17 protein-coding genes and 1 pseudogene are annotated in these 22,534 nt (G+C 68.7%); 13 read left to right on the top strand and 5 right to left on the bottom strand.

The window, feature by feature from the left end; all coding sequences use genetic code 11:
• Both GBZ48_RS33480 and GBZ48_RS33475 read right to left on the bottom strand, forming a co-directional pair.
• Positions 1-248, bottom strand: a pseudogene (locus GBZ48_RS33480) (MurR/RpiR family transcriptional regulator); the annotation flags it as partial.
• Between the two features lie 121 nt (positions 249-369).
• On the bottom strand, positions 370-1,065 hold the full coding sequence (locus GBZ48_RS33475) for an MORN repeat-containing protein (protein WP_174474974.1): 696 nt from the start codon (positions 1,063-1,065) through the stop codon (positions 370-372).
• Between the two features lie 169 nt (positions 1,066-1,234).
• Between GBZ48_RS33475 and fliG the strand changes: the two genes are divergently transcribed.
• From fliG to GBZ48_RS33445, 6 genes are all read left to right on the top strand, one after another.
• Positions 1,235-2,257, top strand: coding sequence for a flagellar motor switch protein FliG (gene fliG / locus GBZ48_RS33470; protein WP_098737244.1), 1,023 nt, complete (start codon positions 1,235-1,237; stop codon positions 2,255-2,257).
• Positions 2,258-2,492: 235 nt separating this feature from the next.
• A complete protein-coding gene (locus tag GBZ48_RS33465; RefSeq protein WP_246307639.1) occupies positions 2,493-3,515 on the top strand; it encodes a TRAP transporter substrate-binding protein in 1,023 nt (340 codons plus the stop codon).
• 102 nt (positions 3,516-3,617) lie between these two features.
• Positions 3,618-4,127 (top strand): TRAP transporter small permease, encoded by a 510-nt coding sequence (locus GBZ48_RS33460; protein ID WP_174474973.1) that lies wholly within the window; start codon positions 3,618-3,620, stop codon positions 4,125-4,127.
• Between the two features lie 3 nt (positions 4,128-4,130).
• On the top strand, positions 4,131-5,432 hold the full coding sequence (locus tag GBZ48_RS33455; protein ID WP_109049794.1) for a TRAP transporter large permease: 1,302 nt from the start codon (positions 4,131-4,133) through the stop codon (positions 5,430-5,432).
• Positions 5,433-5,442: 10 nt separating this feature from the next.
• On the top strand, positions 5,443-6,162 hold the full coding sequence (gene pxpB, locus GBZ48_RS33450; protein ID WP_174474972.1) for a 5-oxoprolinase subunit PxpB: 720 nt from the start codon (positions 5,443-5,445) through the stop codon (positions 6,160-6,162).
• A complete protein-coding gene (locus GBZ48_RS33445) occupies positions 6,162-7,220 on the top strand; it encodes a 5-oxoprolinase subunit C family protein (protein WP_174474971.1) in 1,059 nt (352 codons plus the stop codon). Before pxpB ends, GBZ48_RS33445 begins: the two co-directional genes overlap by 1 nt.
• Positions 7,221-7,244: 24 nt before the next feature.
• Here GBZ48_RS33445 and GBZ48_RS33440 read toward each other — a convergent pair whose 3' ends face one another.
• Complete coding sequence (locus GBZ48_RS33440; protein ID WP_174474970.1) at positions 7,245-8,381, bottom strand: diguanylate cyclase; 1,137 nt, start codon at positions 8,379-8,381, stop codon at positions 7,245-7,247.
• Between the two features lie 470 nt (positions 8,382-8,851).
• Here GBZ48_RS33440 and GBZ48_RS33435 point away from each other — a divergent pair, with 470 nt between their 5' ends.
• The 7 genes from GBZ48_RS33435 (at position 8,852) to GBZ48_RS33405 (ending at position 19,638) form a co-directional block, all read left to right on the top strand.
• Entirely contained in the window at positions 8,852-10,225 is a 1,374-nt protein-coding gene (locus GBZ48_RS33435) for an MFS transporter (RefSeq protein ID WP_174474969.1), read from the top strand.
• Between the two features lie 175 nt (positions 10,226-10,400).
• The gene (locus GBZ48_RS33430; protein ID WP_174474968.1) at positions 10,401-11,924 is read left to right on the top strand and encodes a mannitol dehydrogenase family protein; all 1,524 of its coding nucleotides are present in this window, start codon (positions 10,401-10,403) and stop codon (positions 11,922-11,924) included.
• Between the two features lie 49 nt (positions 11,925-11,973).
• Positions 11,974-13,164 (top strand): mannonate dehydratase, encoded by a 1,191-nt coding sequence (uxuA, locus tag GBZ48_RS33425; RefSeq protein WP_174474967.1) that lies wholly within the window; start codon positions 11,974-11,976, stop codon positions 13,162-13,164.
• Positions 13,165-13,446: 282 nt separating this feature from the next.
• Positions 13,447-13,770 (top strand): PsiF family protein, encoded by a 324-nt coding sequence (locus tag GBZ48_RS33420; RefSeq protein ID WP_343049772.1) that lies wholly within the window; start codon positions 13,447-13,449, stop codon positions 13,768-13,770.
• 592 nt (positions 13,771-14,362) lie between these two features.
• Positions 14,363-16,522, top strand: a complete 2,160-nt coding sequence (locus GBZ48_RS37000) for a M48 family metalloprotease (RefSeq protein ID WP_174474966.1) — start codon at positions 14,363-14,365, stop codon at positions 16,520-16,522.
• 294 nt (positions 16,523-16,816) lie between these two features.
• Entirely contained in the window at positions 16,817-18,406 is a 1,590-nt protein-coding gene (locus tag GBZ48_RS33410; RefSeq protein ID WP_174474965.1) for a tetratricopeptide repeat-containing sulfotransferase family protein, read from the top strand.
• A gap of 8 nt (positions 18,407-18,414) precedes the next feature.
• Positions 18,415-19,638, top strand: coding sequence for a tetratricopeptide repeat protein (locus GBZ48_RS33405; protein ID WP_174474964.1), 1,224 nt, complete (start codon positions 18,415-18,417; stop codon positions 19,636-19,638).
• Here the strand turns inward: GBZ48_RS33405 and GBZ48_RS33400 are convergent.
• Positions 19,607-20,146, bottom strand: a complete 540-nt coding sequence (locus GBZ48_RS33400) for an invasion associated locus B family protein (RefSeq protein ID WP_246307638.1) — start codon at positions 20,144-20,146, stop codon at positions 19,607-19,609. The genes GBZ48_RS33405 and GBZ48_RS33400 overlap by 32 nt on opposite strands.
• Positions 20,134-22,428: an autotransporter family protein gene (locus GBZ48_RS33395; RefSeq protein WP_343049771.1), complete on the bottom strand. Its 2,295-nt coding sequence runs from the start codon at positions 22,426-22,428 to the stop codon at positions 20,134-20,136. Before GBZ48_RS33395 ends, GBZ48_RS33400 begins: the two co-directional genes overlap by 13 nt.
• Positions 22,429-22,534: the final 106 nt, after the last annotated feature.

Here is a 22,534-nt window from a genome sequence, read left to right as displayed (position 1 = left end):
GATTCGAAGGCGCGCAGCAGATCTTCGCGGAACTCCGGAAAGCCCTCATAGCCGAGGAAGCGGGCGTAACGGTTGACCGACGCCACCGACACTTCGGCCGCCGCCGCCAGTTCGCCGATCTTCAGGGTCGCGGTGCGGAAGGGATAGGCCAGCGCCCACTCCCCCACCTTGGCGAGGGCGGCCGGAAGCTGCTGCTGGCAGTTCTGCATGCGGATCAGCAGTGATCCCGTCTGAATGGGCGGCTCCATCCCCTGATACCCCTCGACAGCGTCAGCACGGCCCTTGTGAGTACAGAGTTACAGGAATGGCATATTTCTGTAAATCCATTTTCACATATGGCCGTATGCCGTCTGTGTGGGGGCCAAGCCGTCAACGGGAACGGTCGCGAAGGAGTTGGTCGGACTGGTTCAGCCAGTCTTCCAGCTTTTGCGGCCGGCCAGCGCGGGCCGGCGGCGTTGGCGGACTGGGGTCGGCATCCGCGGCGGCCGGGATGGAAGCCGATTGGGGCGGGCGGTCCAGCGGGGCACCGGCGCCGACAGTGCCGCGGGCGTCGACCCGAGCGCGATAGCGGCGGCCGTCGGCGGTGACGAACTCACCCTCTCCGGTCGGGCGGTTGCGCTGGAACCGGCCGACATATTTGTTGCCGCTGGGGAAGGTGAGCGTGCCGAAGCCGGTCCGGCGGTCGTCCTGCCACTCCCCCTCATAGACGCGGCCATCGGCCCAGACATGGGTCGCCTGCCCCGACACCAGCCCGTCGCGGAAATTCCCGTCGAGGCGGCGGCCGTCGCGCCAGGTGACGCGCCCCTGCCCTTCCATCCGCCCGTCGACCAGCGTGCCTTCCACCTGCCCGTCATAGCGGCCGTCATGGAACCAGCTGAGCACGCCGGGTCCACTGGCCCAGCCGCCCGGGCAGGCGCCGGACCAGCGGACGGTCTTGCGCCGGTCGGGATACTGGTCCCACACCCGGCAGTCGGAGCCCTCGACGGTCACCGCGCGTTCCGCCAGGGCGGACGCCGGCAGGAGGGTGAGCAGACAGGGCAGCAGAAGGGCGGCACGGGCGGACATGAAGGCCACCTTTCGCGGGGGACGGGGATGCAACCTCCAACCGTCCCTGTCCGGATTCGGTTCCGAAATGCCTGTTTTCGTATGTCCCCAGCGTCTTCCTTATCGTTTGTTAACGATGTTTGCCGCAATGATCGCGCATCAATGGATCAGCGCATCGTGAAGGGTAGCAATGGCTCAGAAGGTTCGTGAGGACTACCGGACCCTCACCGGCCCGGAAAAGGCCGCCATCATGATGCTGGCGCTGGGCGAGGAGCATTCGTCCAAGCTGTTCTCCCTGATGGACGACGAGGAGATCAAGGAGCTGTCCCAGGTGATGGCCAACCTGGGCACCGTGTCGGCCAACCTGATCGAGCGCCTGTTCGTCGAGTTCGCCGAGCAGATGTCGTCGAGCGGCACCGTCGTCGGCTCCTTCGATTCGACCGAGCGGCTGCTGCTGAAGACCCTGCCGAAGGACAAGGTCGACCAGATCATGGAGGACATCCGTGGTCCGGCCGGCCGCACCATGTGGGACAAGCTGACCAATGTGAACGAGTCGGTGCTGTCCAACTACCTGAAGAACGAATATCCGCAGACCGTCGCCGTCGTCCTCTCGAAGATCCGCTCCGACCATGCCGGCCGCGTCCTGGCGCAGCTGCCGGAAAGCTTCGCCATGGAAGTCATCATGCGCATGCTGCGCATGGAGGCGGTGCAGAAGGAGGTTCTGGACGACGTCGAGCGCACGCTGCGCACCGAGTTCATGACCAACCTCGCCCGCACCAGCCGGCGCGACAGCCACGAGATGCTGGCGGAAATCTTCAACGGGCTGGACCGCACCACCGAGCACCGATTCATGGCGGCGCTGGAGGAACGCAACCGCGACAGCGCCGAGCGCATCAAGTCGCTGATGTTCACCTTCGAGGATCTGTCGAAGCTCGACCCCTCGGGCGTCCAGACGATGCTGCGCACGGTCGACAAGCAGAAGCTGGGCACCGCGCTGAAGGGCGCGTCGGAGTCGCTGAAGGACCTGTTCTTCTCCAACATGTCCGAGCGCGCCGCGAAGATCCTGCGCGAGGACATGGCGGCGATGGGCCCGGTCCGCGTCCGCGACGTGGACGAGGCGCAGATGTACATGGTGCAGCTGGCGAAGGATCTGGCGGCACGCGGCGAGCTGGTCCTGGCCGAGGGCAGCGGCGAGAACGAGCTGATCTACTGACCCGCGGATGCGCTCCCGCTGATAAGCATGTGGCGATAAGCGGCGGGCAGCGCTGACTTTTTTCCCGGCAGTCCTCACACGGGGTTTGACGGACGGTTCGGAACGGTGAACCTTTGGAGTCCGATCAAGGGCGGGATCAGGGGAGCGGCTGCCGCTCTCCTCCGACCGGCCAGAAGGCCGGCGGATGCCGCATCGGGCAACAACAGGGGGCTTTTCGAACATCATGACCGCTCACATGCTGCATTCCCGTTTCATTGGCCGCATGACCGCCACGGTCACTGGTCGGATGGCCGGTCCGGTCGTCGCCGGCCTGCTGGGGCTGGGCGTCGCCGCCGGGCCGCTGACCGCCTCGGCCGAGACCTGGGACATGCCGACCCCGTATCCGGACACGAACCTGCACACCATCGTGGTGAAGCAGTTCGCCGACGACGTGAAGGCGGCCACCGCCGGCAAGATCCAGATCACCGTCCATTCCAACGGCTCGCTGATCCGCCATCCGGAGATCAAGCGCGCGGTCCAGTCCGGTCAGGCCCAGCTGGGCGAGGTGCTGATCAGCTCCTGGGCGAACGAGGATCCGCTCTACGGCCTCGATTCGGTGCCCTTCCTCGCCACCGACTTCAAGTCCGCCCACAAGCTGTACGAGGTCTCCAAGCCCTATCTGGAGAAGAAGCTGGAGCGCCAGCGCCTGAAGCTGCTCTACTCGATTCCGTGGCCGCCGCAGGGCCTGTATGTGAAGGACGAGATCCAGTCGGTCGAAGGGCTGAAGAGCCAGAAGTTCCGCGCCTACAACCCGGCCACCACCCGCATCGCCGAACTGAGCGGCGCCATCCCGGTAAAGATCGAGGCGGCCGAAGTGGCGCAGGCCTTCGGCACCGGCATCGTCACCGCGATGATCACGTCGGCCGCCACCGGCGTCGACACCAAGGCCTGGGATTTCGTGAAGGTTTATTACGACGTCCAGGCCTGGCTGCCGCGCAACATGGTGTTCGTCAATTCGGAAGTCTGGAAAGGGCTGGACGCCGGCACCCAGAAGGCGATCCAGGACGCCGCGGCGAAGGCTGAGGCCACCGGCTGGGCCGAGTGGGAGAAGAAGACGGCCGATCTGAACAAGACCATGTCCGACAACGGCATGAAGGTCCTGCCGCCGTCCGACAAGCTGAAGGAAGGCCTGTCCGCCATCGGCAAGACCATGACCGCCGAATGGACCAAGGCGGCTGGCGCCGACGGCGAGGCGATCATTTCCGCCTTCAACAAGTAACCGGTCCGGATGCGTCCGGCCGGCACCGCCCCAGAACAGGCGGCCGGCCGGGCCCCCTCCACGCCCCTTCGCTCCGTTCCGACCGCAGGAGGTGGTTGCGCCATGCGCACCGCACTGTCCATTCTTTACCGCGCCGCCGAAATCCTGGGCGCGGTCCTTCTTGCCGCCATCGCCGTCCTGATCGTGACGCAGGTGGCATCGCGGCTGCTCAACGTCATGGTGCCGGGGGCTGACGAGCTTGCCGGCTACTGCATGGCGGCGTCCTTCTTCCTGATGCTGGGGCCGGCGCTGCGCCGCGGCGCGCACATCCGCGTCGGCGTGCTGGTGGAGCGGCTGAACGGCGCCGCCCGCCGCGTCATGGAACTGCTCTGCCTGGGCTTCGCCACCGCTCTCAGCGGCTATTTCGCCTGGTATTGGGTGCGCATGACCTATGAGTCCTACGATTTCGGCGATCTCAGCCAGGGCGTGCTGCCGGTCCCGCTGTGGATGCCGCAGGCGCTGATGGGGCTGGGTCTGGTGGTGCTGGTCATAGCATTGATCGACGATCTGCTGGCCGTGCTGCAGGGGCGTGACGCCTCCTACCAGCATGCCGGCATGCAGAGCGAGGGCTGAGCGATGGATCAGACGACCGCATCCATCGTCGTCGTGGTGACGATGTTCCTGATGCTGGGGGCCGGCGTCTGGGTGGCGCTGGCGCTGGCCGGCGTCGGCTTCGTCGCCATGGCGCTGTTCACCGCGCGGCCGGTGGGCATGGTTATGGCGACCAACATCTGGGGGGCCAGCACCTCCTGGACGCTGACGGCCTTGCCGCTGTTCATCTGGATGGGCGAGATCCTGTTCCGCACCCGCATCTCGTCCGACATGTTCAAGGGGCTGGCGCCCTGGACCGGCTGGCTGCCCGGCCGGCTGATGCATGTGAACATCATCGGCTGCTCGATCTTCGCCGCGGTGTCCGGTTCCTCCGCCGCCACCGCCGCCACCATCGGCCGCATGACCATTCCGGAACTGAACCGGCGCGGCTACGACCCGATGATGACGCTGGGCTCGCTGGCCGGGGCCGGCACGCTGGGGTTGCTGATCCCGCCGTCGATCATCATGATCGTCTATGGCGTCGCCGCCGACGTGTCGATCGCCCGGCTGTTCATCGCCGGCGTCATTCCCGGCATCGTGCTGACCGGCCTGTTCATGCTGTATGTCGGCGGCTGGTCGCTGCTGAACCCCGGCCGGGTGCCGCCGCCCGAACCGTCGCAGAGCTTCGGGGAGAAGATCCGCGACACCGGCGCGCTGATCCCGGTGATGCTGCTGATCGCCGCGGTGCTGGGCTCGATCTATGTCGGCATCGCCACCCCGACGGAGGCCGCCGGCATCGGCGTGCTTGGCTCGCTGGTGCTGGCGCTGGTGACCGGCACGCTGAACTGGACGACCTTCCGCGACAGCCTGTTCGGCGCCGCCCATACCAGCTGCATGATCGGCTTCATCCTGGCGGGTGCCGCCTTCCTGACGGTGGCGATGGGCTATACCGGCATCCCGCGCCTGCTGGCGGAATGGATCACCACCATGCAGCTGTCGCCGGCGGCCCTGCTGGTGGCGCTGACCGCCTTCTTCGTGGTGATGGGCTGCTTCCTCGACGGCATCTCGATGGTCGTGCTGACCACCTCGGTCATCCTGCCGATGGTGCAGCGGGCGGGCATCGACCTGCTGTGGTTCGGCATCTACATCATCATCGTGGTGGAGATGGCGCAGATCACCCCGCCGGTCGGCTTCAACCTGTTCGTGCTGCAATCGATGACCGGCAAGGACATCTTCACCATCGGCAAGGCCAGCCTGCCCTTCTTCCTGCTGATGGTGGTGATGGTGGCGCTGCTGTGGGTGTTCCCCGGCATGGTGTCGTGGCTGCCGTCGATGATGATCGGGTGAGGAAGAGGACGTGAGCATCCGTTTCACCAGTGCCGGCGACACCGCCTTCAATGTCGAGTTCGGCGAGACCATCGACCGGGCGACCAACGCCCTCGTCATGGATTTGCACGCCCGGCTGAAGGCGGCCCCGCCGCCGGGGCTGGTGGAAACGGTGCCAACCTTCCGCTCGCTGCTGGTGGTCTACGACCCGGTATCCACCGGGCGGCGGGAGATACAGGCGGCGGTCGAGGCGGCGCTGGCCGGCGGCGGCACGACACCCGCCGAGGGCCGGCTGTGGCGGCTGCCGGTCTGCTACGACCCCGACCTCGGCCCCGATCTGACCGAACTGGCGGACCAGCTCGGCCTGACCGCGGAGCAGGTGGCGGCGCTGCATGGGTCGGTGGAGTATTTCGTCTACATGCTCGGCTTCATGCCGGGCTTCGGTTACATGGGCGACCTGCCGGCCGAACTGGACCGGCCGCGCCGGACCGAGCCGCGGGTGCGGGTTCCGGCCGGCTCGGTCGCCGTCGCCGGACGGCTGACCACCGTCTATCCGTGGGAGAGCCCCGGCGGCTGGCACCTGATCGGCCGCTGCCCGGTGCCGCTCTATGACGGTGGCCGGCCCGATCCGGTGCTGCTGGCTGCCGGCGACCGGGTGCGCTTCGAGGCGGTGGACCGCGCGGCGTTCGACGGAATCGCCGAGGCGGCATCCGCCGGGCGCTTCGACCCCGCCAGCCTGAGGGCGGCGTGATGACCGCCTTCCTGACGGTGGTCCGGCCGGGCCTGTTCGCGACGGTCCAGGATTTGGGACGCTTCGGCTTCCAGGAACTCGGCATGCCGGTGGCCGGCGCGCTCGATCCAATAGCGCTGCGGCTGGCCAATGCGCTGGTCGGCAATCCGCAGGGGACGGCCGGGCTGGAGATCGCCCTGCTCGGCCCTGCCCTGCGGGTGGATGCGCCATCGATCCGCATCGCCGCGGTCGGCCCGATGGCCCTGACGCTGGAGCGCGACGGCGCCGCTCCGCAACCGCTGGAGCCCCACCGCAGCCACACCCTGCTTGCGGGCGACGTGCTGCGGCTGGGGGCGGTGGACGGGGCGTCGGTCGCCTGTCTGGCGGTGGCCGGCGGCTTCGCGCTGGCGCCGGTGATGGGCAGCCTGTCCACCTATGTGCGCGCCGGCATCGGCCCGCTGGGCGGACGGCCGCTGGCCGAAGGGGACCGGCTACCGTTGGCCCTGGATGCCGCCCCGGATGGGCCGGACGTCGAGCTGCCGCAGCCGCCCGATTACGGCGCCGGGCCGCTGCGCGTCGTTCTGGGACCGCAGGAGGACCGCTTCACCGAAGCGGCGCTGGAGACCTTCCTGTCCGCCACTTACCGCGTCGGCAAGCAGGCCGACCGCATGGGGCTGCGGCTGGAGGGACCGGCGCTGGAGCACCGCGGCTCTGCCGACATTCCGTCGGACGGGCTGGTCACCGGCTCCATCCAGGTGCCGGGCAACGGGCAGCCGATCCTGCTGCTGAACGACCACCAGACGGCCGGCGGCTATGCCAAGATCGCCACGGTGATCTCCGCCGACTTGGCCCGCGCCGGCCGCCTGCGTCCCGGTGACAGCCTGTCCTTCCAGGCCGTGGCGGTCGAGGACGCCGAGGCGATCCGCCGCCGTCAGGAGCAGGCCATCGCCGGCTGGATCCGCGCCATCCGCCCGGTGCGCCCGGCCGGCGGCGTCGATCTGGAGGCGCTTTACGGGGAGAATCTGATCTCCGGCACCGTCGACATCGTCAATGGCGGCAGCGACCTGCCCCTGCTGTGAGGCGTCGGCGCCGGCACCCTCCCGTCAGGAAACCGGCACCGGTTCCTTGACGATGGCTTCGTGCTGGCGGCAGACCCGGTCCCGGCCGCCCTGCTTGGCCCGGTAGAGCGCCATGTCGGCAGCCTTGATCATGGCATCGGCACGATCGGTGCCGGCGGAGAGGGTCGATACGCCGATGCTCGCCGTCACATGCAGGACTGCGCCGTCCTGCGCAATGGCGAGGTCACGGACGGCGCAGAGCAGGCGTTCGGCAAGCAGGGACGCCCCGTCGATGGGCGCGTTGGGAAGCAGGATGGCGAATTCCTCGCCACCGAAGCGCGCGACGAGATCGCTCTGCCGCACGCTGCGCTGGAGCAGGCGGCTGAGCGCCACCAGCACCGCATCGCCGGCATCGTGCCCGCGGCTGTCGTTCACCGCCTTGAAATGGTCGATGTCGAGCATCAGCAGCGACACCGGCGTGTCGTGGCGCAGCGCGCCGGCCACGGTGCGGTCGATGGCGGCGAAAAAGGCCCGGCGGTTCGCCAGACCGGTCAGCGGATCGCTCAGAGCCGCGTCCCGCAGCATCTTTTCCGTATCGACGCGGCGGCGTTCGCGCCCCAGCATCGTGCCCAGCATCACGATGCCGCCCATCGTGAACAGCGCAATGGGAAGCCCGCCATTGACGAAGGCCGGCAGCGCCACCTCCCAGGGCAGCACGAAGATGCTGAGCGGATGGAATGCGGCGACCGGAGCCAGGACGAACAGCGGCCTTGCGGTCCGCCAGCCCGGCACAGGGACCAGCCAGCGCACCAGAAGTCCCGCGGCGCCGGCCACGAGAATCCCGACCACACCCGACAGCATGCCGGCGCCGCCCACCGCCACGCGGCCGGCCGACACCAGCCCGGCGGCCAGCACGGCGGCCAAGGGGCCACCGAAGGGGGCGGCCAGCGCCACCGGCACCGTCTTTACGTCCAGATAGATGCCTGGAAGGATCGGGACGGATTGCAACATCGCCGCCACACCGCCGGCACCGAACATCAAGCCAAGGCAAAGCTGGCGCAGCCGGGGGCGGTCTCCCAGGCGGTACAAGACTGTCCCGTAGATCAGGGTCATCAGCGCCAGCAGCCCGATGCCACCGGCAAGTGCGGTCACAATCGTTCCCGTGGCGCTGGATTCCTCCACCTGCGGCCCTTCCTGTAGTCATTAGTTGTGGTCTATGCGGCCATTGAAATTCCGCCGACCATCCTCTTACCAAGCTCCTGAGACAGTAGATTGGGGTTTGTCCCAAATGCCGTCCAGCCCAATCGAACATACCAAGGTAGGATCGGAGCGGCCGTCCCTTGCCTGACGATATGCCGCAGATGGCGAGGTTGACCAACGAGGGTCGGCGTAACTACCATACCAGCAACTGGAATGGTAGTATGCGACGCCATGAACGGTTCCCAAGCGGCACCGCTCCCGACGATGGCCTGACTGATCCAGGAAACAGTTCTGAAACGTGCGACCGTCGCCGGACGACGCTGTGGGACTGCCGAATGACGGCTCCCGCGCGAAGCCATCGGTGCGCCCAAAATGACGAAGGCTCGATGCCTTCCTGGGGCCGGTGTGCGAACACCGGGCGGCGGCGTGCGTCCTGGCTGGAGACGCCTATCATGAGCGAACAGATCATTGCCGACGCCGGACCCGGCCAGTCGGCGGAACCGGCCCACCGGGCCGGCGGCATCGGCCAAGCGGCAGGCAAAGCGGCGGTTACGGTGAGCAAGGCCATCGGCCGCTACCGCTGGACCATCTGCGGCCTGCTCTTCTTCTCGACCACCATCAACTACATGGACCGTCAGGTCCTGGGCCTGCTGAAGTCCACGCTGATGGGCGACATGGGCTGGACCGAGTCCGACTTCGGCGACATCGTTGCCGCCTTCTCGCTGGCCTACGCCTTCGGCTACATCGGCTGCGGCCGGCTGATGGACAAGATCGGCATCCGCATCGGCCTGCCGGCGGCGGTCGCCGGCTGGAGCTTCTTCGCCTGCGTCCACGCCTTCATGGGCAGCGTCTTCGGCTTCAAGATGGCCCGCGCCGGCCTGGGCCTGACCGAAGGCGGCAACTTCCCGGCCTCGATTAAGGCGGTGTCGGAGTGGTTCCCGGCCAAGGAACGGGCGCTCGCCACCGGCATCTTCAACGCCGGATCCAACGTCGGCGCCGTCGTCGCCCCGATCCTGGTGCCGATCCTGCTGGTCGCCTATGGCTGGCAGGCCGCCTTCCTGGTCACCGGCGGCATCGGCTTCTTCTGGGTCATCGCCTGGCTGCTGATCTACCGCAAGCCGGAAGACCATCCGAAGCTGACGGCCGAGGAGTTGGCCTATATACGCAGCGACCCGGTACTGCCGCAGGAGAACATTCCCTGGATCAAGCTGCTGAGCTACCGCGGCACCTGGGCGAACATCGTCGGCACCTGCTTCTCGGCTCCGGTGTGGTGGTTCTACCTGAACTGGGTTCCGGGCTTCCTGAACAAGCAGTATGGCGTGAACCTGTTCGGGGCGATGCTGCCGCTGATCATCATCTACACCATGGCCGATTTCGGCAGCGTCGGCGGCGGCTGGTTCTCCTCGCACCTGATCAAGCGCGGCGTGAAGCCCCTGCGCGCCCGCAAGCTGACCTTCCTGGTCTGTGGCCTGTGCGTCCTGCCGGTGTTCTTCGCCTCCACCGTGTCCAGCATGTGGGTCGCCGTCCTGCTGATCGGCATCGCCGCCTCCGCCCACCAGGGCTATTCGGCCAACGTCTACACCATCGTCTCCGACACCATGCCGCGCAACGCGGTGGGTTCTGTGGTCGGCATCGGCGGCTTCTGCGCCTACTTCGTCGGCATGTTCGTCTCGATGGGCGTCGGCCGCCTGCTGGATGCGACCAACGGCAACTATCAGGTGCTGTTCGGCATCGCGTCGGTCCTCTACCTCGTCGGTCTGGCGATCATGCACGTCATCCTGCCGAAGACCGGGTCGGGCATGACCCCGGCCGGGATCGAGGTCTGATCTCCACGCCCACCCCGTCCCGACACTCCGGGGCGCCCCGCCCCGGAGTCCACAATCGACCACCACCACTTCACCAGAATGACGGTGCACCGGCCCACCCGCACTGCCGCACACACCCCTCCGGGGCGGCAGCGGACAGGGAGACCGCAGCGACCGCCGCGACCCGGAGCCCATCATGCCCGACGCGAACACCGCCCTGCTGGCGGCCCGTCCTTCACAAACCCGCCTTTCCACCGTCACCCTCGACCGCCTGGCCCCGGACGTCGAGCGTCCCGCCTACGACCGCGCCGCGGTGACGCCGGGCATCGTCCATATCGGCCTCGGCGCCTTCTGCCGCGCCCATCTCGCCACCTACACCGACGATGTCCTGGCGACCGGTGACAAGAGCTGGGGCATCGTCGGCGTCGATCCGCTGTCGCCGGCGATCCGCGACGCGCTGAAGCCGCAGGACTGCCTCTACACCCTGCTGGTGCGTGAGGAGAACCGTGACCGGCTGCGCGTCATGGGATCCTTCCTCGACGCCATGGCCACCGCCGACCAGCTGGACGAGGTGCTGGCGCTGATGGCGAAGCCGGAGATCCGCATCGTCACCCTGACGGTGACCGAGAAGGGCTATTGCCAGGACGCCGCCACCGGCGCGCTGGACGAGGCGCATCCGCTGATCCGTGCTGATCTTGCCGACCCAGCCAAGCCGCGCAGCGTGCCGGGCCTGCTGGCGGAGGCGATCCGCCGCCGCCGCGCCGCCGGGGTGGCGCCCTTCACCGTTCTGGTCTGCGACAACCTCGCCCAGAACGGCATCAAGGTGCGCGGCATCGTCGTCCGCTACGCCGAACTGTGCGATCCGGACCTCGCCGCCTACATAGCCGGGCAGGTCGGTTTCCCCTGCACCATGGTCGACCGCATCACCCCCGCCACCCAGGATTCCGACCGCGCCACGGTGGAGGAGGCGACCGGCTGCGTCGATGCCTGGCCGGTGGTGAGCGAGCCCTTCAAGCAATGGGTGATCGAGGATCGCTTCCCGCTCGGCCGCCCGGCCTGGGAAATGGCCGGCGCCATCATGGTCGACGACGTCCACCCGTTCGAACTGATGAAGCTGCGCTGCCTGAACGGCGCCCATTCGCTGCTGGCCTATCTGTCGGTGATCGCCGGCATCGAGACCATCGCCGGGGCCATGGCCGACCCGCAGCTGCCGGCCGTCGTGCAGCGCCTGTGGGTGGAGGATCTGATCCCCACCCTGCCCCCGGTACCGGGCACCGACATCCCCGCCTACACCGCGGCGCTGGAGGCACGCTTCCGCAACCCCGGCATCCGCCATCGCACCATCCAGATCTCCTCCGACGGTTCGCAGAAGCTGCCGCCGCGCCTGCTGGAACCGGCGCGCGAGCTGTTCGCCGCCGGCAAGGCGCCGAGGGTGATCCCGCTGGCCGTCGCCGCCTGGATGCGCTTCCTGCTGCAAAAGGACGAGGCCGGCACCGCCTATGCGGTGGCCGATCCTATGGCCGGACAGCTGACCGGCATCGCCGGCGCCCATGGCACCGATGCCGGCGCCCTGGCGGCGGCTCTGTTCGCCGTGGAGGACATCTTCGACCCCGAACTGGTCGCGGAGGACGCCTTCCGCAGCGCGGTCGTCCGCCATCTCGACAGCCTGATGCGCGTCGGCGTCGCCAGGACGCTGACCGCCTTCCTCGCGACCCCCTGACCAAAGGGCGGCTTCCGCCCACCGTACCCCTCTTCGAAAGGACATCATCATGCAGGAAACCTGGCGCTGGTTCGGCCCGGACGATCCCGTCACCCTGGAGAAGGCCCGTCAGGCCGGTGCCACCGGCATCGTCACCGCGCTGCATCACATGAACCAGGGCAGCGTCTGGACGCCCGAGGAAATCCAGAAGCGCCGCGCCATGATCGAGGCCGCCGGCCTGACCTGGGACGTGGTGGAAAGCATCGGCGTCGGCGAGGAGATCAAGACCCGCACCGGCGACTTCCAGACCAAGATCGACAATTACAAGCAGTCGATCCGCAATGTGGCGCGGGCCGGCATCCCGGTGATCTGCTACAATTTCATGGTCATCACCGACTGGAGCCGGACCAACCTGATGCACCGGCTGCCGAACGGCGGCTATGCCCTGCGCTACGACAGCGTCGACTTCGCCGCCTACGACCTGTTCGTGCTGAAGCGCCGCAATGCGGAGGCCAGCTACGACCCCGCCCATGTCGCCGCCGCCAAGGCGCGGTTCGAGGCGATGACGGTGGAACAGGTGGCGGAGCTGGAGCGCAACCTGATCGACTGGCTGCCGGCCCGCGACTTCGCCTATGACCGCGACAGCTTCCGCGGCATGCTGGAGCTGTACCAGGAGATCGGCGTCGAGGATCTGCGCGCCAACCTGATCGAGTTCCTGCGCGAGATCACGCCGGTCGCCGAGGAAGAGGGGGTGCGGCTGTGCATCCACCCCGACGACCCGTCCTTCCCCATCTTCGGCCTGCCGCGGGTGATGTCCACCGCAGAGGATGTGCGGGCGCTGTTCGCCGCCGTGCCGCAGGAGGCCTGCGGGCTGACCTTGTGCACAGGATCCTTCGGCTCCAACCCGAAGAACGATCTGGTGGCGATGGCGAAGGAGTTCGCCCCGCGCATCCACTTCGTCCATCTGCGCAACACCACGCACGAGCCGGACGGTTCCTTCTATGAGGCCGACCATCTCGGCGGCGACACCGACCTGATCGGCGTCGCCGCGGCGATCATCGACGAGGAGGCCCGCCGCCGGCAGGCCGGCCGCGCCGACGCCCAAATCCCGATGCGCCCCGACCACGGCCATCTGCTGGGCGACGACATCGGCCAGACGATGAACCCCGGCTATTCCTTCGTCGGGCGCCTGAAAGGGCTGGCCGAACTGCGCGGCGTGATGCGCACCATCGAAGCCTTCCGCGACAAGCGGATCGCCTGACCTGCTGTTGGACCGGAGGCGGGACCTCTCTCCAGTGCGGGGAGAGGGGCCCCACCTCCGTCCAGCCTTATCCCTCCGCGGCCGGGCGGAGCGGCCTGCGCGCAGGGCACGGTAGACATCGGCGAAGCCGATGCAATTCGGTATTAAGGGCTTGACCGAGCTAGCCATCCGGCCGCCATCCATTGTCCGGATGCACCCGTTGGCCCCCTGATTCCACTCGTGCGATCCTCCACCTGTCGCGACATGCCTCGTGCGAGGCGGCGTGCCCGGGAGGATCTGAAGATGCTGAGGTACGTGATTGCAGCTGCTGCCATGGCTGTGACGCTGGCGGCCAGTTCCGGTGCGTCGACTGCGGCCACGCCGCAGCAGGAGAAGCAGCAGGAAAAAATGAAGGCCTGCAATGCCGATGCGACTGCCAAAAGCCTGAAAGGCGACGAGCGCAAGACGTTTATGAGCAGCTGCCTCTCGAACAAGCCGGCCGCAGCCGCCGAACCTGCCAAGCCGCTGACGGCTCAGCAGGACAAGATGAAGAAGTGCAACGCTGACGCGGCCGGGAAAAGTGGGGAAGACCGGAAAGCCTTCATGGCAAGCTGCCTGAAGGGTTGACCGCGGGACGAAGCTGGCCACCTGGGGATGTGGGCGGGAAGGTACCGGCGACCGACTGTCCATTGACCTTCAGAACCGGACGGCCGGCGCGGTCGCTCCCGGTCTCTCTAAGCCATGTCCAAGGGACCGAGATGACCTGCGACATGATATGCGGCATGCCTGGAGCCAATGGAAGCCGGCCCTATCGGCGGGCATAATTGCTCTGCAGTCAATAGGGGCATCCATGAACAGAAACTGGCACGAAGCGCATCCCATGCCAGCGAAGGCGACACGACAGCAGCGTGTCGAATGGCATCTGGAACACGCCCAGGCATGTGGATGTCGTCCGCCTCCGGCCTCGCTCCTCGATGACATCCACGCCCTTGAGGAAAAGCGCCATCTACCGGCCGAAGAGGGTGCCATCTGATCGCAGCAGTGGGATCACCGCGCCGCGCCCTTGATCGTCTCAAACGTCCGGTATCCGGCCGTCATGATGGAAAGACGGTGTTCCTTCCGGCGTGACGTGAAATTGCTACCCCCTCCGGGCGGCTGGCCCTGTTGCGCGCATTACGCGATCCTCCCACGCGATACATCGATGAATGGGAGATCGGTCGTGGCCGATGCAGTTGCTTCCAGCGGTATGGCTGGCACCGTCCGGCGTGCCATTCGCTTCCCTCTGTGGCTCGTTCGCGTCATCTGGCTGCTGATCCTTCCCCTGTCGTTCGTGGCGCTCGGGATCTGGCAGGAACAGCGGGCCGCCGCGACGCTCGACGAGTACCGCCAGGCCGGACAGGAATTGCCGCAGGTTCTGGCACAGCTTCAGCAAATCGAAGCGAAGACTCCATCGGCTTTCGTCTCCATGGGCGGCCCGGACGGCCGCCGCATGCCGGTCTCGATGGCCGTCGCCGGAGTCCGCAGAGCCATCGAAACGATGGAAGAGGGCGCCGAAGTATCGCAGATCCGCTACCCGTTGAGCTGGGGCACGATGGCCGGCGGCCTGCTGGCTTTCCTTGCCGGGCTGTCCGGCTTGCTGGCCGCACGCGTCTCGGCCCTGCGGGCGCGGCGCTCGCGCGAGGCCCTGATCCGCAGTTTCGACCGTTTGAGGCGGGGCCTGCCCTTCGCGCTCGCTGCCGTGCTCGTCGGCCTCAGCATCGCCAGCGTCTCGGCCTCGCTGTTTGAAGCGGCGAGCCTGTGGTTCTGGGACCATCTGTCGACCGGCAGCGTCAAACTCTTCGCTGCCGCCGTGATGCTCGCGGGGCTGGCCGCCTACAGTGCCGTGATGGCGGTGATCGCGATGCGCCGCGTCTTCGATCTCTACACCGTGGAGCCGCTCGACATCCGCGGATTGGTGGTGAGTCGGGACGAGGCGCCCGGCCTCTGGCGTTTCGTCGAGGATCTGGCGACCCGGCACAAGGCGCTGATGCCGGAGAGCATCCTGATCGGCCTGACCGAGGGCTTCTTCGTCACCGAGGCACCGGTCCGGCCGCTCGGCGGGGAGCGGGTGCTGTCGGGCCGCACCCTCCATTTGCCGGCCCCCTGCCTGCCGCTGATCGGCGAGACCGAACTCGCGGCGGTCATCGGCCATGAGCTTGCCCATTTCTCGGGCGGGGATACCACCTACAGCCGCCGCTTCGCTCCGATCCATGCCGGATTGTGGCGGACCCTGACCGCGCTTGGCGAGCGCACCGGGACGGGCGGCTTCATGCTCGCTCCGGCCCTGCATCTCGGCTTCCATACGCTGGAGAGCTTCGATCTCTCGGTCGCCCAGCACAGGCGGCAGCGCGAGCTGGAGGCCGACCGCCGGGCCAGCCTGGTCAGCGGTCCGGAGAGCGTTCCCCTTGCGCTGCTTCGCAACGCGGCGCTGGCGCCGGCCATCGTCGAGACGCTCAATGACGCCTTTTCCGCCCCCGACACGGCCGGGCCGGACATGATGGCCGAGATCCTGCGGCGTGTCGAAGATGGCCTCCCAAATCCCGCCACGCATCTGGACGAGTGCCAACCCCATCCGACCGACAGCCATCCGCCGACCGCCCTGCGGATCAGCACCCTTGGCGTCCAGCTCGACGAACGCCTGCTGGCCCATGCCGCCCGCGCGCCGACGGCGGAGGACACCAACCTGCCACACCGGCTGTTCGCCGACTGGAGCGGGCTTTGCCATACGCTGACCGCAGCCTTCCTCGACGAGGCCCGGCAGGCGCACCGCCTGAACCGCGAGGAACTGGAGGCCGCTGTCGCCGCCGTTCCTGCGGAGCACACGGTGCTCTATGAGAACGGCAGGCCGATGATCTGGGCCATGGCCTTCATCGCGGCGATGTTCGCCGCCTTCACCATCGGCACCACCGTCTTTGGGCGGGAACTCGGCCTCGGCACCGATCCGGGGACAAAGGCATTCATCGGGGCGGTGGCGGGTGTGGGAATCTGCATGGCCTTGGGCTATGCGGCCTGGGTCCGACACAAGACGAAAGCGCCGTTGATGACCTTGACGCCAGACGCCCTGATATCGGCACGGCTGCGGGAGCCCATCGCCTGGACCGATGTGGGTGGGATGCAGGTGTCGGCAGCGCGACGGCTGGCGCTGGTGCTGGCGCTGCATGAGAAGGCGCCCCTGCCCAACCGCATCGGCTTTTCCATCTACAACAAGGTGAACCGTCGAGAGCGGACCGTGGTGCTGGAGGCGATGGGTATCCGCGGCATGAAAGCGGCCGAATTCGAGGCGCTGGTCAGCCGTTACCTGACCGCTGCCTATGCCCGCCGCCGCCTCGCCGGGGATTGATGCGGTAAGCGATGGGCCTCAGGCCGCCTCGCCCGCCGCTCTTTTCTCCGGAAGCCGACGGCAATCCGTTCGCCGTCGGCTTCCGGAGAATCTCGAACCAGCGGCTCCAGCCGACATGGAGGCGTTGCCGGCGGGCCGTGCTGATGAAGGAATGCGAGCCTCCGCGGTAGAGGACCAGTCGACACCCCATCTTGGGATAGTCGATCAGCCAAGGATTGCCGTAGTCCAGGCTCTTCACTATCCTCTGTCGAACCAAGCCCCATGCGGGCGTCCAACCCTCCTGGCGCCCCCCTGATGCCGACCATGCCCATCGACCGTCCGAGCGCCAACCCCGACGCCGCGGCGCTGGAGCGGCGGTTGCGGGCCGCACCCGATGACGTTCCGGTGACCCAGGAGCTTGCCGGGCTTCTGTTCCGAACGGGCCGCGCGGCGGAGGCCGAAGTCCACGCCCGCAATGCGGTCCGGCTGGCACCGGAGAGCCCGCGCTCCCACCTGCTGATGGCGTTGGTGCTGGCCGATACCCGCCGGCCGCAGGCCGCCGAATTTCATTACCGCCGTGCGCTGGCCCTGGCGCCGCCGGACGCCGCGACCGTGGCGAATCTCGCCTGGATCCTGACGCAGCAGGGCCGACTGGACGACGCCCGTCAAACCTACCGGCTGGCCGCGGCCCTGCACCCGTCCATCGCCCTGACATGGCACGGCTGGGCACAGACCGAGGATGCGGCCCGCGATCTTCCCACCGCGCAACGCTTCGTGGAGCGCGCCCGGCGTCTCGATCCCGGCCATCGCGGCGCCAACACCTTCGCGGCGGCCCTGCTGGCCCGGCGCGGCGACCCGGAGCAGGCGCTGGCGGTGCTCGACACCGCAGCGGCCCGGCACGGCGCCGATCCCGACGCGCTGCTGGAGAAGGGACGCGTTCTCGACCGGATCGGCCGCCACGACGAGGCATTCGCCGCTTTCGCCGCCGGCAAGGCTCTGCTCCGGCAGGCCGGGCGTCGCTACGGCGAGGAGCCGGCGGTGGACCTGATCGCGCGCCTCGCCGCCTTCTTCGTCGCGCCTCGCCTGCGCCTGATGCCGCGACCGCCCACGCCCACGGCCGGGGTCGCAGCCGGGACGCAGCCGGTTTTCATCGTGGGCGCCCCACGCTCCGGCACCACGCTGGTCGAGCAGATCCTGTCCTGTCACCCCGCCGTCGCCGCGGGGGACGAACTGCCGTCCCTCGGCGCGGTGGTCCAGGCACTGCCGCAGATTCTGGGCAGCCCGCTGGCCTATCCCGAAGCGCTGTCGGAGCTGTGGATGGGTGACCAGCGCGACGGGCTGGAGCAACTGCGCGACGCCTATCTGCGCCATGCCCGCAAGCTGGTCCCGGTCAAGCCCGGCAACACGCTGTTCACCGACAAGATGCCCTTCAACGAAACGCATCTCGGCCTGATCGCACTGATGTTTCCCGCCGCACCGGTCGTTCATGTGCTGCGCCATCCGCTGGACGTGGTGCTGTCGATGATGGGGACCAACCTGACCCACGGCTTCCATTGCGCCAACGATCCGGAGACGGCGGCCCGCCACGTCCTACGGGTGTTCGATCTGGTGGAGCATTACCGGCGCGAGATGCCCTTGCGCTACCTGCCGTTGCGCTACGAGGATCTGGTGCGCGAGCCGGAGCCGGCGGTGCGGCGGTTGCTGGGCTTCCTCGGGCTGGGCTTCGACCGGCGCTGCCTGCGCTTCGAGGAGAACCGGCGCTATGCCCGTACGCCCAGCCACGCCCAGGTCGCGGAGAAGCTCCACGGGCGATCCATCGGTCGCCACCGTGCCTATATGGCCCATCTGAAACCGGCGATCCCGATCCTGGAGCCGGTCATCCACGGGCTGGGCTACAGCCTGTAGCCGCCGCCATGCCGTTCGCGCCATCCCACAGCAACCAGTGCGAACTCCACCGACGCGAGGGCCGGCTGGACGAGGCCGCCGCCCATGGCCGCCGTGCCGTGGCGCTCGATCCCGGCGACGCGACAGGCTGGTACAATCTGGGCGTCGCGCTCTATGACCGGCTGGAGATCGAGGCGTCGATGACCTGCGAGCGGCGGGCCGTCCGGCTTCGCCCGGATTGGCCGGATCCGCATTTCGAACTGGCCGAGGGGCTCCTGCTCTCCGGACGGCTGGAGGAGGGCTGGCAGGAGTATGAATGGCGCTGGGGCCTTCCCGGCGTGCCACCGCCAATTCCGCCCGCGATCCAGAAGCGACGCGGGCACGCCGGCATGAGGCCTTGGGACGGGCGTCCGATGCCCGGCGGCACCCTTCTTCTGGTCGCCGATCAGGGCTTCGGCGACAGCATACAGTTCGCGCGATACCTGCCGATGGCGGCGGCGCTCTGTTCGCGTCTGGCGGTCGCCTGCAGCCCGGACATGCTGCCGGTGATCCGCTCCATTCCCGGCGGGCAGCGGGCCTTCACCGCCTGGGAGGAGGCGCCGCCGTTCGACGCCTGGGCGGCGCTGTCCAGCCTGCCGGGGCTGTTCGGCACGGAGATAGGGACGATCCCGGCCGCGGTTCCCTATCTGCGGGCCGAGCCGGCGCGGGTGGAGCGCTGGAAGGGGCGTCTGGACGGTTTGCTGCCCCGCGGATACCGCCGCGTCGGGCTGGTCTGGGCCGGGCGCCCGAGTCACGGAAACGACCGCAGCCGCTCGATGCCGCTGGCGCGGCTGGCGCCGTTCCTGGCACTGGAAAGGACGGTTCTGGTGTCGCTCCAGAAGGGGCCGGCGCAGGCCGAGGTCGCCCAGGTCTATGGAGCAGCGCCGCTGGTCAATCTGGGGCCTGAGTTGGAAAGCTTCGCAGACACCATGGCGGTGCTGGCGCAACTCGACCATGTGGTCTGCGTGGATACGGCGATTGCCCATCTTGCCGGGGCGATGGGACGTCCGACAGCGCTCCTGCTGCCGCACGCACCGGACTGGCGCTGGCTGCTGGGCCGTAGCGGCACGCCCTGGTACCCCACCGTCACCCTGCACCGGCAGCCGGCGTCCGGACGCTGGGACGAGGCCGTCCACGGCGCCGTGGCTGCGGTGACCGGCAACCCGGTCAGGGCTTCAGGACTCAGGGCTTCAGGGCGGCCAACCCGTCGGTGACCCCCTTGGTCGAGATCGGAAAGGCAACGCTCTGCGCGCCGCCATAGGGACGGACCGTGATCTGCGCCCCCTTGGACCGGCGCAGCGCGGTCAGGGCTGCCTCGTCCATCGGGGCGTTGGCGAGGCAGCCGTCCTGAAGGCACTGCTGGTAGATGAGGGGCAGCGGCTTGCCGTCGTCGATGGTCAGCGCCGCCCCGGCGCGCAGATCGACGCCCAGGGGCAGGATCACGACCATCACCCCCTTGCCCTCCGGTGCGAAATAGCCGACCGACACCTTGAGGATGCGGGTCGCCTGCTTCGACTCCTTGTTCTCCACCACGCGGGTCTGCGACAGGAAACAACGCGGTTTCCCGTCGGCGGGCGTCTCGCATTCGGTCTGCCAGTCGCCGAAGGTCCTGCCCGGCTCCACCGCCCCGGCAGGCGCCACGCCCGCGAGGAGGGGAAGCGCGCCCAGCATGCCCATGAAGACGATTCCACGCACCGCCGGCAGGTCCTTCACAGCTTCCATTTCAGGCTGGCGGTGGCCGACAGGCTGTTCTCACGGGTGCGGATCGCGTCCTGGACGTCGATGGTGGCGCTCATCCGGTCGGTCAGGGCCACACCCAGCCCGGCGCCGATCACAAGGGCGTCGCGGCCCGGCTTGCTGGCGTCGGCGGCGAAGGCCGCACCGCCCAGCCGGTTGGTGGTGGTGGCCGTCGCGTCCGCGAAGTCATGCTGCCACGCCAGGGCGGCGTTCGGCGACAGGCGCCAGCCGCCGACCGTGATGCCTGTGCCGGCCCGCACGCCGACCGCGCTGCGCAGACTGCTCCAGCCTGCCGCCTCGACGTCCAGCGCCACGCCGCCGCCCGATTCGCGGAACGCCTCGCGGGTGATGCGGTCGAACCGCAGGCCGGCCCGCGGCTCGATCCAGACGCTGTCCGACCCGGCGAAACCCATGCGGTGTCCGGCGGCGATCTCGACGGAAAAATCATGGCCGTCCGCCGTTGCGCCGGCGCCCTGCGCCAGCCCGCCGAAGGCTATGGCGCGCGACGCATCGTAGCGGGCGTAACCGTAGCCGATGGCGCCCTCGACAAAGGGGCTGTCCGCCGAACCGCGCAGGTTCCAGGAGCCGTAAAGCGTCGCCTGATAGCTGTCCACATCGGCCTTGCCCAGCCCGTCGCGGGAGGTGACGCGGTTGCGCAGGTAGCCGAGCGCCACGCCGCCGGTCATGCCGTTCTCGTAGCTGCGGTCCATGCCCAGCAGGAAGCCGCCGATCCGCTCGGTGGTGCCGGCGGCGTTGCCGTCCGAACCGGTCTGGCCGTAGGCCGCCAGCGGCTGTCCCCAGACACCGCCGGAACCCTCTGTCCCGCCGGTCTCGCCGACGGCGACCGTGCCGTTGCTGCCGCCGGCCAGCCGGACGGACGCCGTCGCCTCGCCGCTGCGCAGCGCCGACAGGCGGCTCTCCACCGCGCTGCCAAACAGGCGGCGGCTGGTTCGGTCGGCGGCCAACGTGTCTGCGTGCAGCTTGCCGGAGAGCTGGTCGAGCGCCCCGGCGATGCCGCCGCTCGACAGGCCATAGAGGCCGCCGAACAGCGGGGCGGCGACACCATCCAGGGCACCGTCCAGCCGAGCCCCGGCGGCGGGGCGCAGCGCGTCTACCGCCGCACCGGCGGCCCGCTGGTTGGACGTGCCGCCGCGGACCGCGTAGCTGGCCGGGGTGACAACCAGCCGGACTGCGGTGGTATCGTACAGCGTGTCGAAGCGGGTGCCGGCCTCCAGCCCCGCCGCCGGCTGCGTCACGGCGGCGAAACTGCCGGACACGCCGCCATCCGCCTGGACGACAGTGAAGCCCTGCCCCAGCGTCGCGGTGTAGCTGTTGGTGGCGTCGCCGCTGATGCCGCGCAGCACGGGGGTCAGCGTGCCGGCCGCGGTGAAGGACGCTCCCTGTACCCGGATCTGGTCGTGCCGACCGGCGCCGAAGCCGGCGGTCGGGCCGTCGATCTCGGCGCGCAGCACGCTGGTGCCGGTCAGCGTCACGGCCGACTGGAAGGTCAGCACGCCGGGCGAGTTGCCTGGAGACAGGGTACCGGACAAGGTCGCCGGGCCACGGACCGTGCCGCCGCCGCTGAAAGTCGAGCCGGCGCTGGTGGTAAGGGTGCCGGCGACCACGCCGTTGACGGAGACCACCCCGCCCTCCCCCACGGTGACCGCGCCGGTGCTGCCGGTGGCGGCCACGGTGACGGTGCCCTCGCCGACCGTAACCGGAGCCATGACGGCACCGGCCAGGGTGGCGTTGCCGCCGGAGGTCACGGAAACCGCGCCGTTGACCGCGCCGTAGGGAGCGACGGTCAGGGTTCCGCCCTCGACCGTCAGCGTGCCGCCCACACCGCCGCCCTCGGCCACGGTGACGGTGCCGTTGCGGGCGACCGTCACCGGCACCGCAACGATGCCGCCGACCGTGGCATTGCCGCCGTTGTTCACGGTCAGCGTGCCGCCGGCGACCACGCCGCTCTGCGCAACGGTCAGGGCCGCGCCATTGGTGACGGACAGTCCGCCCGCGTTGGCGAGCTGGCCGGAGACGACCAAAGCGCCGGGACCGGACGCGGTTAGCGCGCCGCTGCCGCCGACGGCACCTGCGAGCGTGACGGCGCTGCCGTTGGGCGTGATGGTGCCGCCCTGATCGGTCACGGTGACCGACTGGCCAACCGTCAGCGGCAAGGTCGGACGCAGCGTTCCGCCGTCGAAGGTGACCGTGCTGCCCTGGACCGCACTGTCGCTGTCGGTGAAGCTTGGACGGCTGGTATCGATCACGCCGGTCGGGGGCGGAGGTGGCGGCGGAGACGTCGGAGTGGGATCGGGCGTCGGCGTCGGCGCCGGCGTCGGGGTCGGTGTGGGTGCCGTCTCTCATCCCCCCCCG

It is taken from the genome of Azospirillum melinis, from assembly GCF_013340935.1.
GTDB classification, from domain to species: Bacteria; Pseudomonadota; Alphaproteobacteria; order Azospirillales; family Azospirillaceae; genus Azospirillum; species Azospirillum melinis.
This window is presented reverse-complemented; position numbering and strand designations above follow the sequence as displayed.

Excerpts from the sequence above, each read along its gene's own strand:
- GBZ48_RS33475 (WP_174474974.1), bottom strand. The coding sequence starts at position 1,065 with ATGTCCGCCCGTGCCGCCCTTCTGCTGCCCTGTCTGCTCACCCTCCTG.
- fliG (WP_098737244.1), top strand. The coding sequence starts at position 1,235 with ATGGCTCAGAAGGTTCGTGAGGACTACCGGACCCTCACCGGCCCGGAA.
- GBZ48_RS33465 (WP_246307639.1), top strand. The coding sequence starts at position 2,493 with ATGCTGCATTCCCGTTTCATTGGCCGCATGACCGCCACGGTCACTGGT.
- GBZ48_RS33460 (WP_174474973.1), top strand. The coding sequence starts at position 3,618 with ATGCGCACCGCACTGTCCATTCTTTACCGCGCCGCCGAAATCCTGGGC.
- GBZ48_RS33455 (WP_109049794.1), top strand. The coding sequence starts at position 4,131 with ATGGATCAGACGACCGCATCCATCGTCGTCGTGGTGACGATGTTCCTG.
- GBZ48_RS33445 (WP_174474971.1), top strand. The coding sequence starts at position 6,162 with ATGACCGCCTTCCTGACGGTGGTCCGGCCGGGCCTGTTCGCGACGGTC.
- GBZ48_RS33435 (WP_174474969.1), top strand. The coding sequence starts at position 8,852 with ATGAGCGAACAGATCATTGCCGACGCCGGACCCGGCCAGTCGGCGGAA.
- GBZ48_RS33430 (WP_174474968.1), top strand. The coding sequence starts at position 10,401 with ATGCCCGACGCGAACACCGCCCTGCTGGCGGCCCGTCCTTCACAAACC.
- uxuA (WP_174474967.1), top strand. The coding sequence starts at position 11,974 with ATGCAGGAAACCTGGCGCTGGTTCGGCCCGGACGATCCCGTCACCCTG.
- GBZ48_RS33420 (WP_343049772.1), top strand. The coding sequence starts at position 13,447 with ATGCTGAGGTACGTGATTGCAGCTGCTGCCATGGCTGTGACGCTGGCG.
- GBZ48_RS33410 (WP_174474965.1), top strand. The coding sequence starts at position 16,817 with ATGCCGACCATGCCCATCGACCGTCCGAGCGCCAACCCCGACGCCGCG.
- GBZ48_RS33405 (WP_174474964.1), top strand. The coding sequence starts at position 18,415 with ATGCCGTTCGCGCCATCCCACAGCAACCAGTGCGAACTCCACCGACGC.
- GBZ48_RS33400 (WP_246307638.1), bottom strand. The coding sequence starts at position 20,146 with ATGGAAGCTGTGAAGGACCTGCCGGCGGTGCGTGGAATCGTCTTCATG.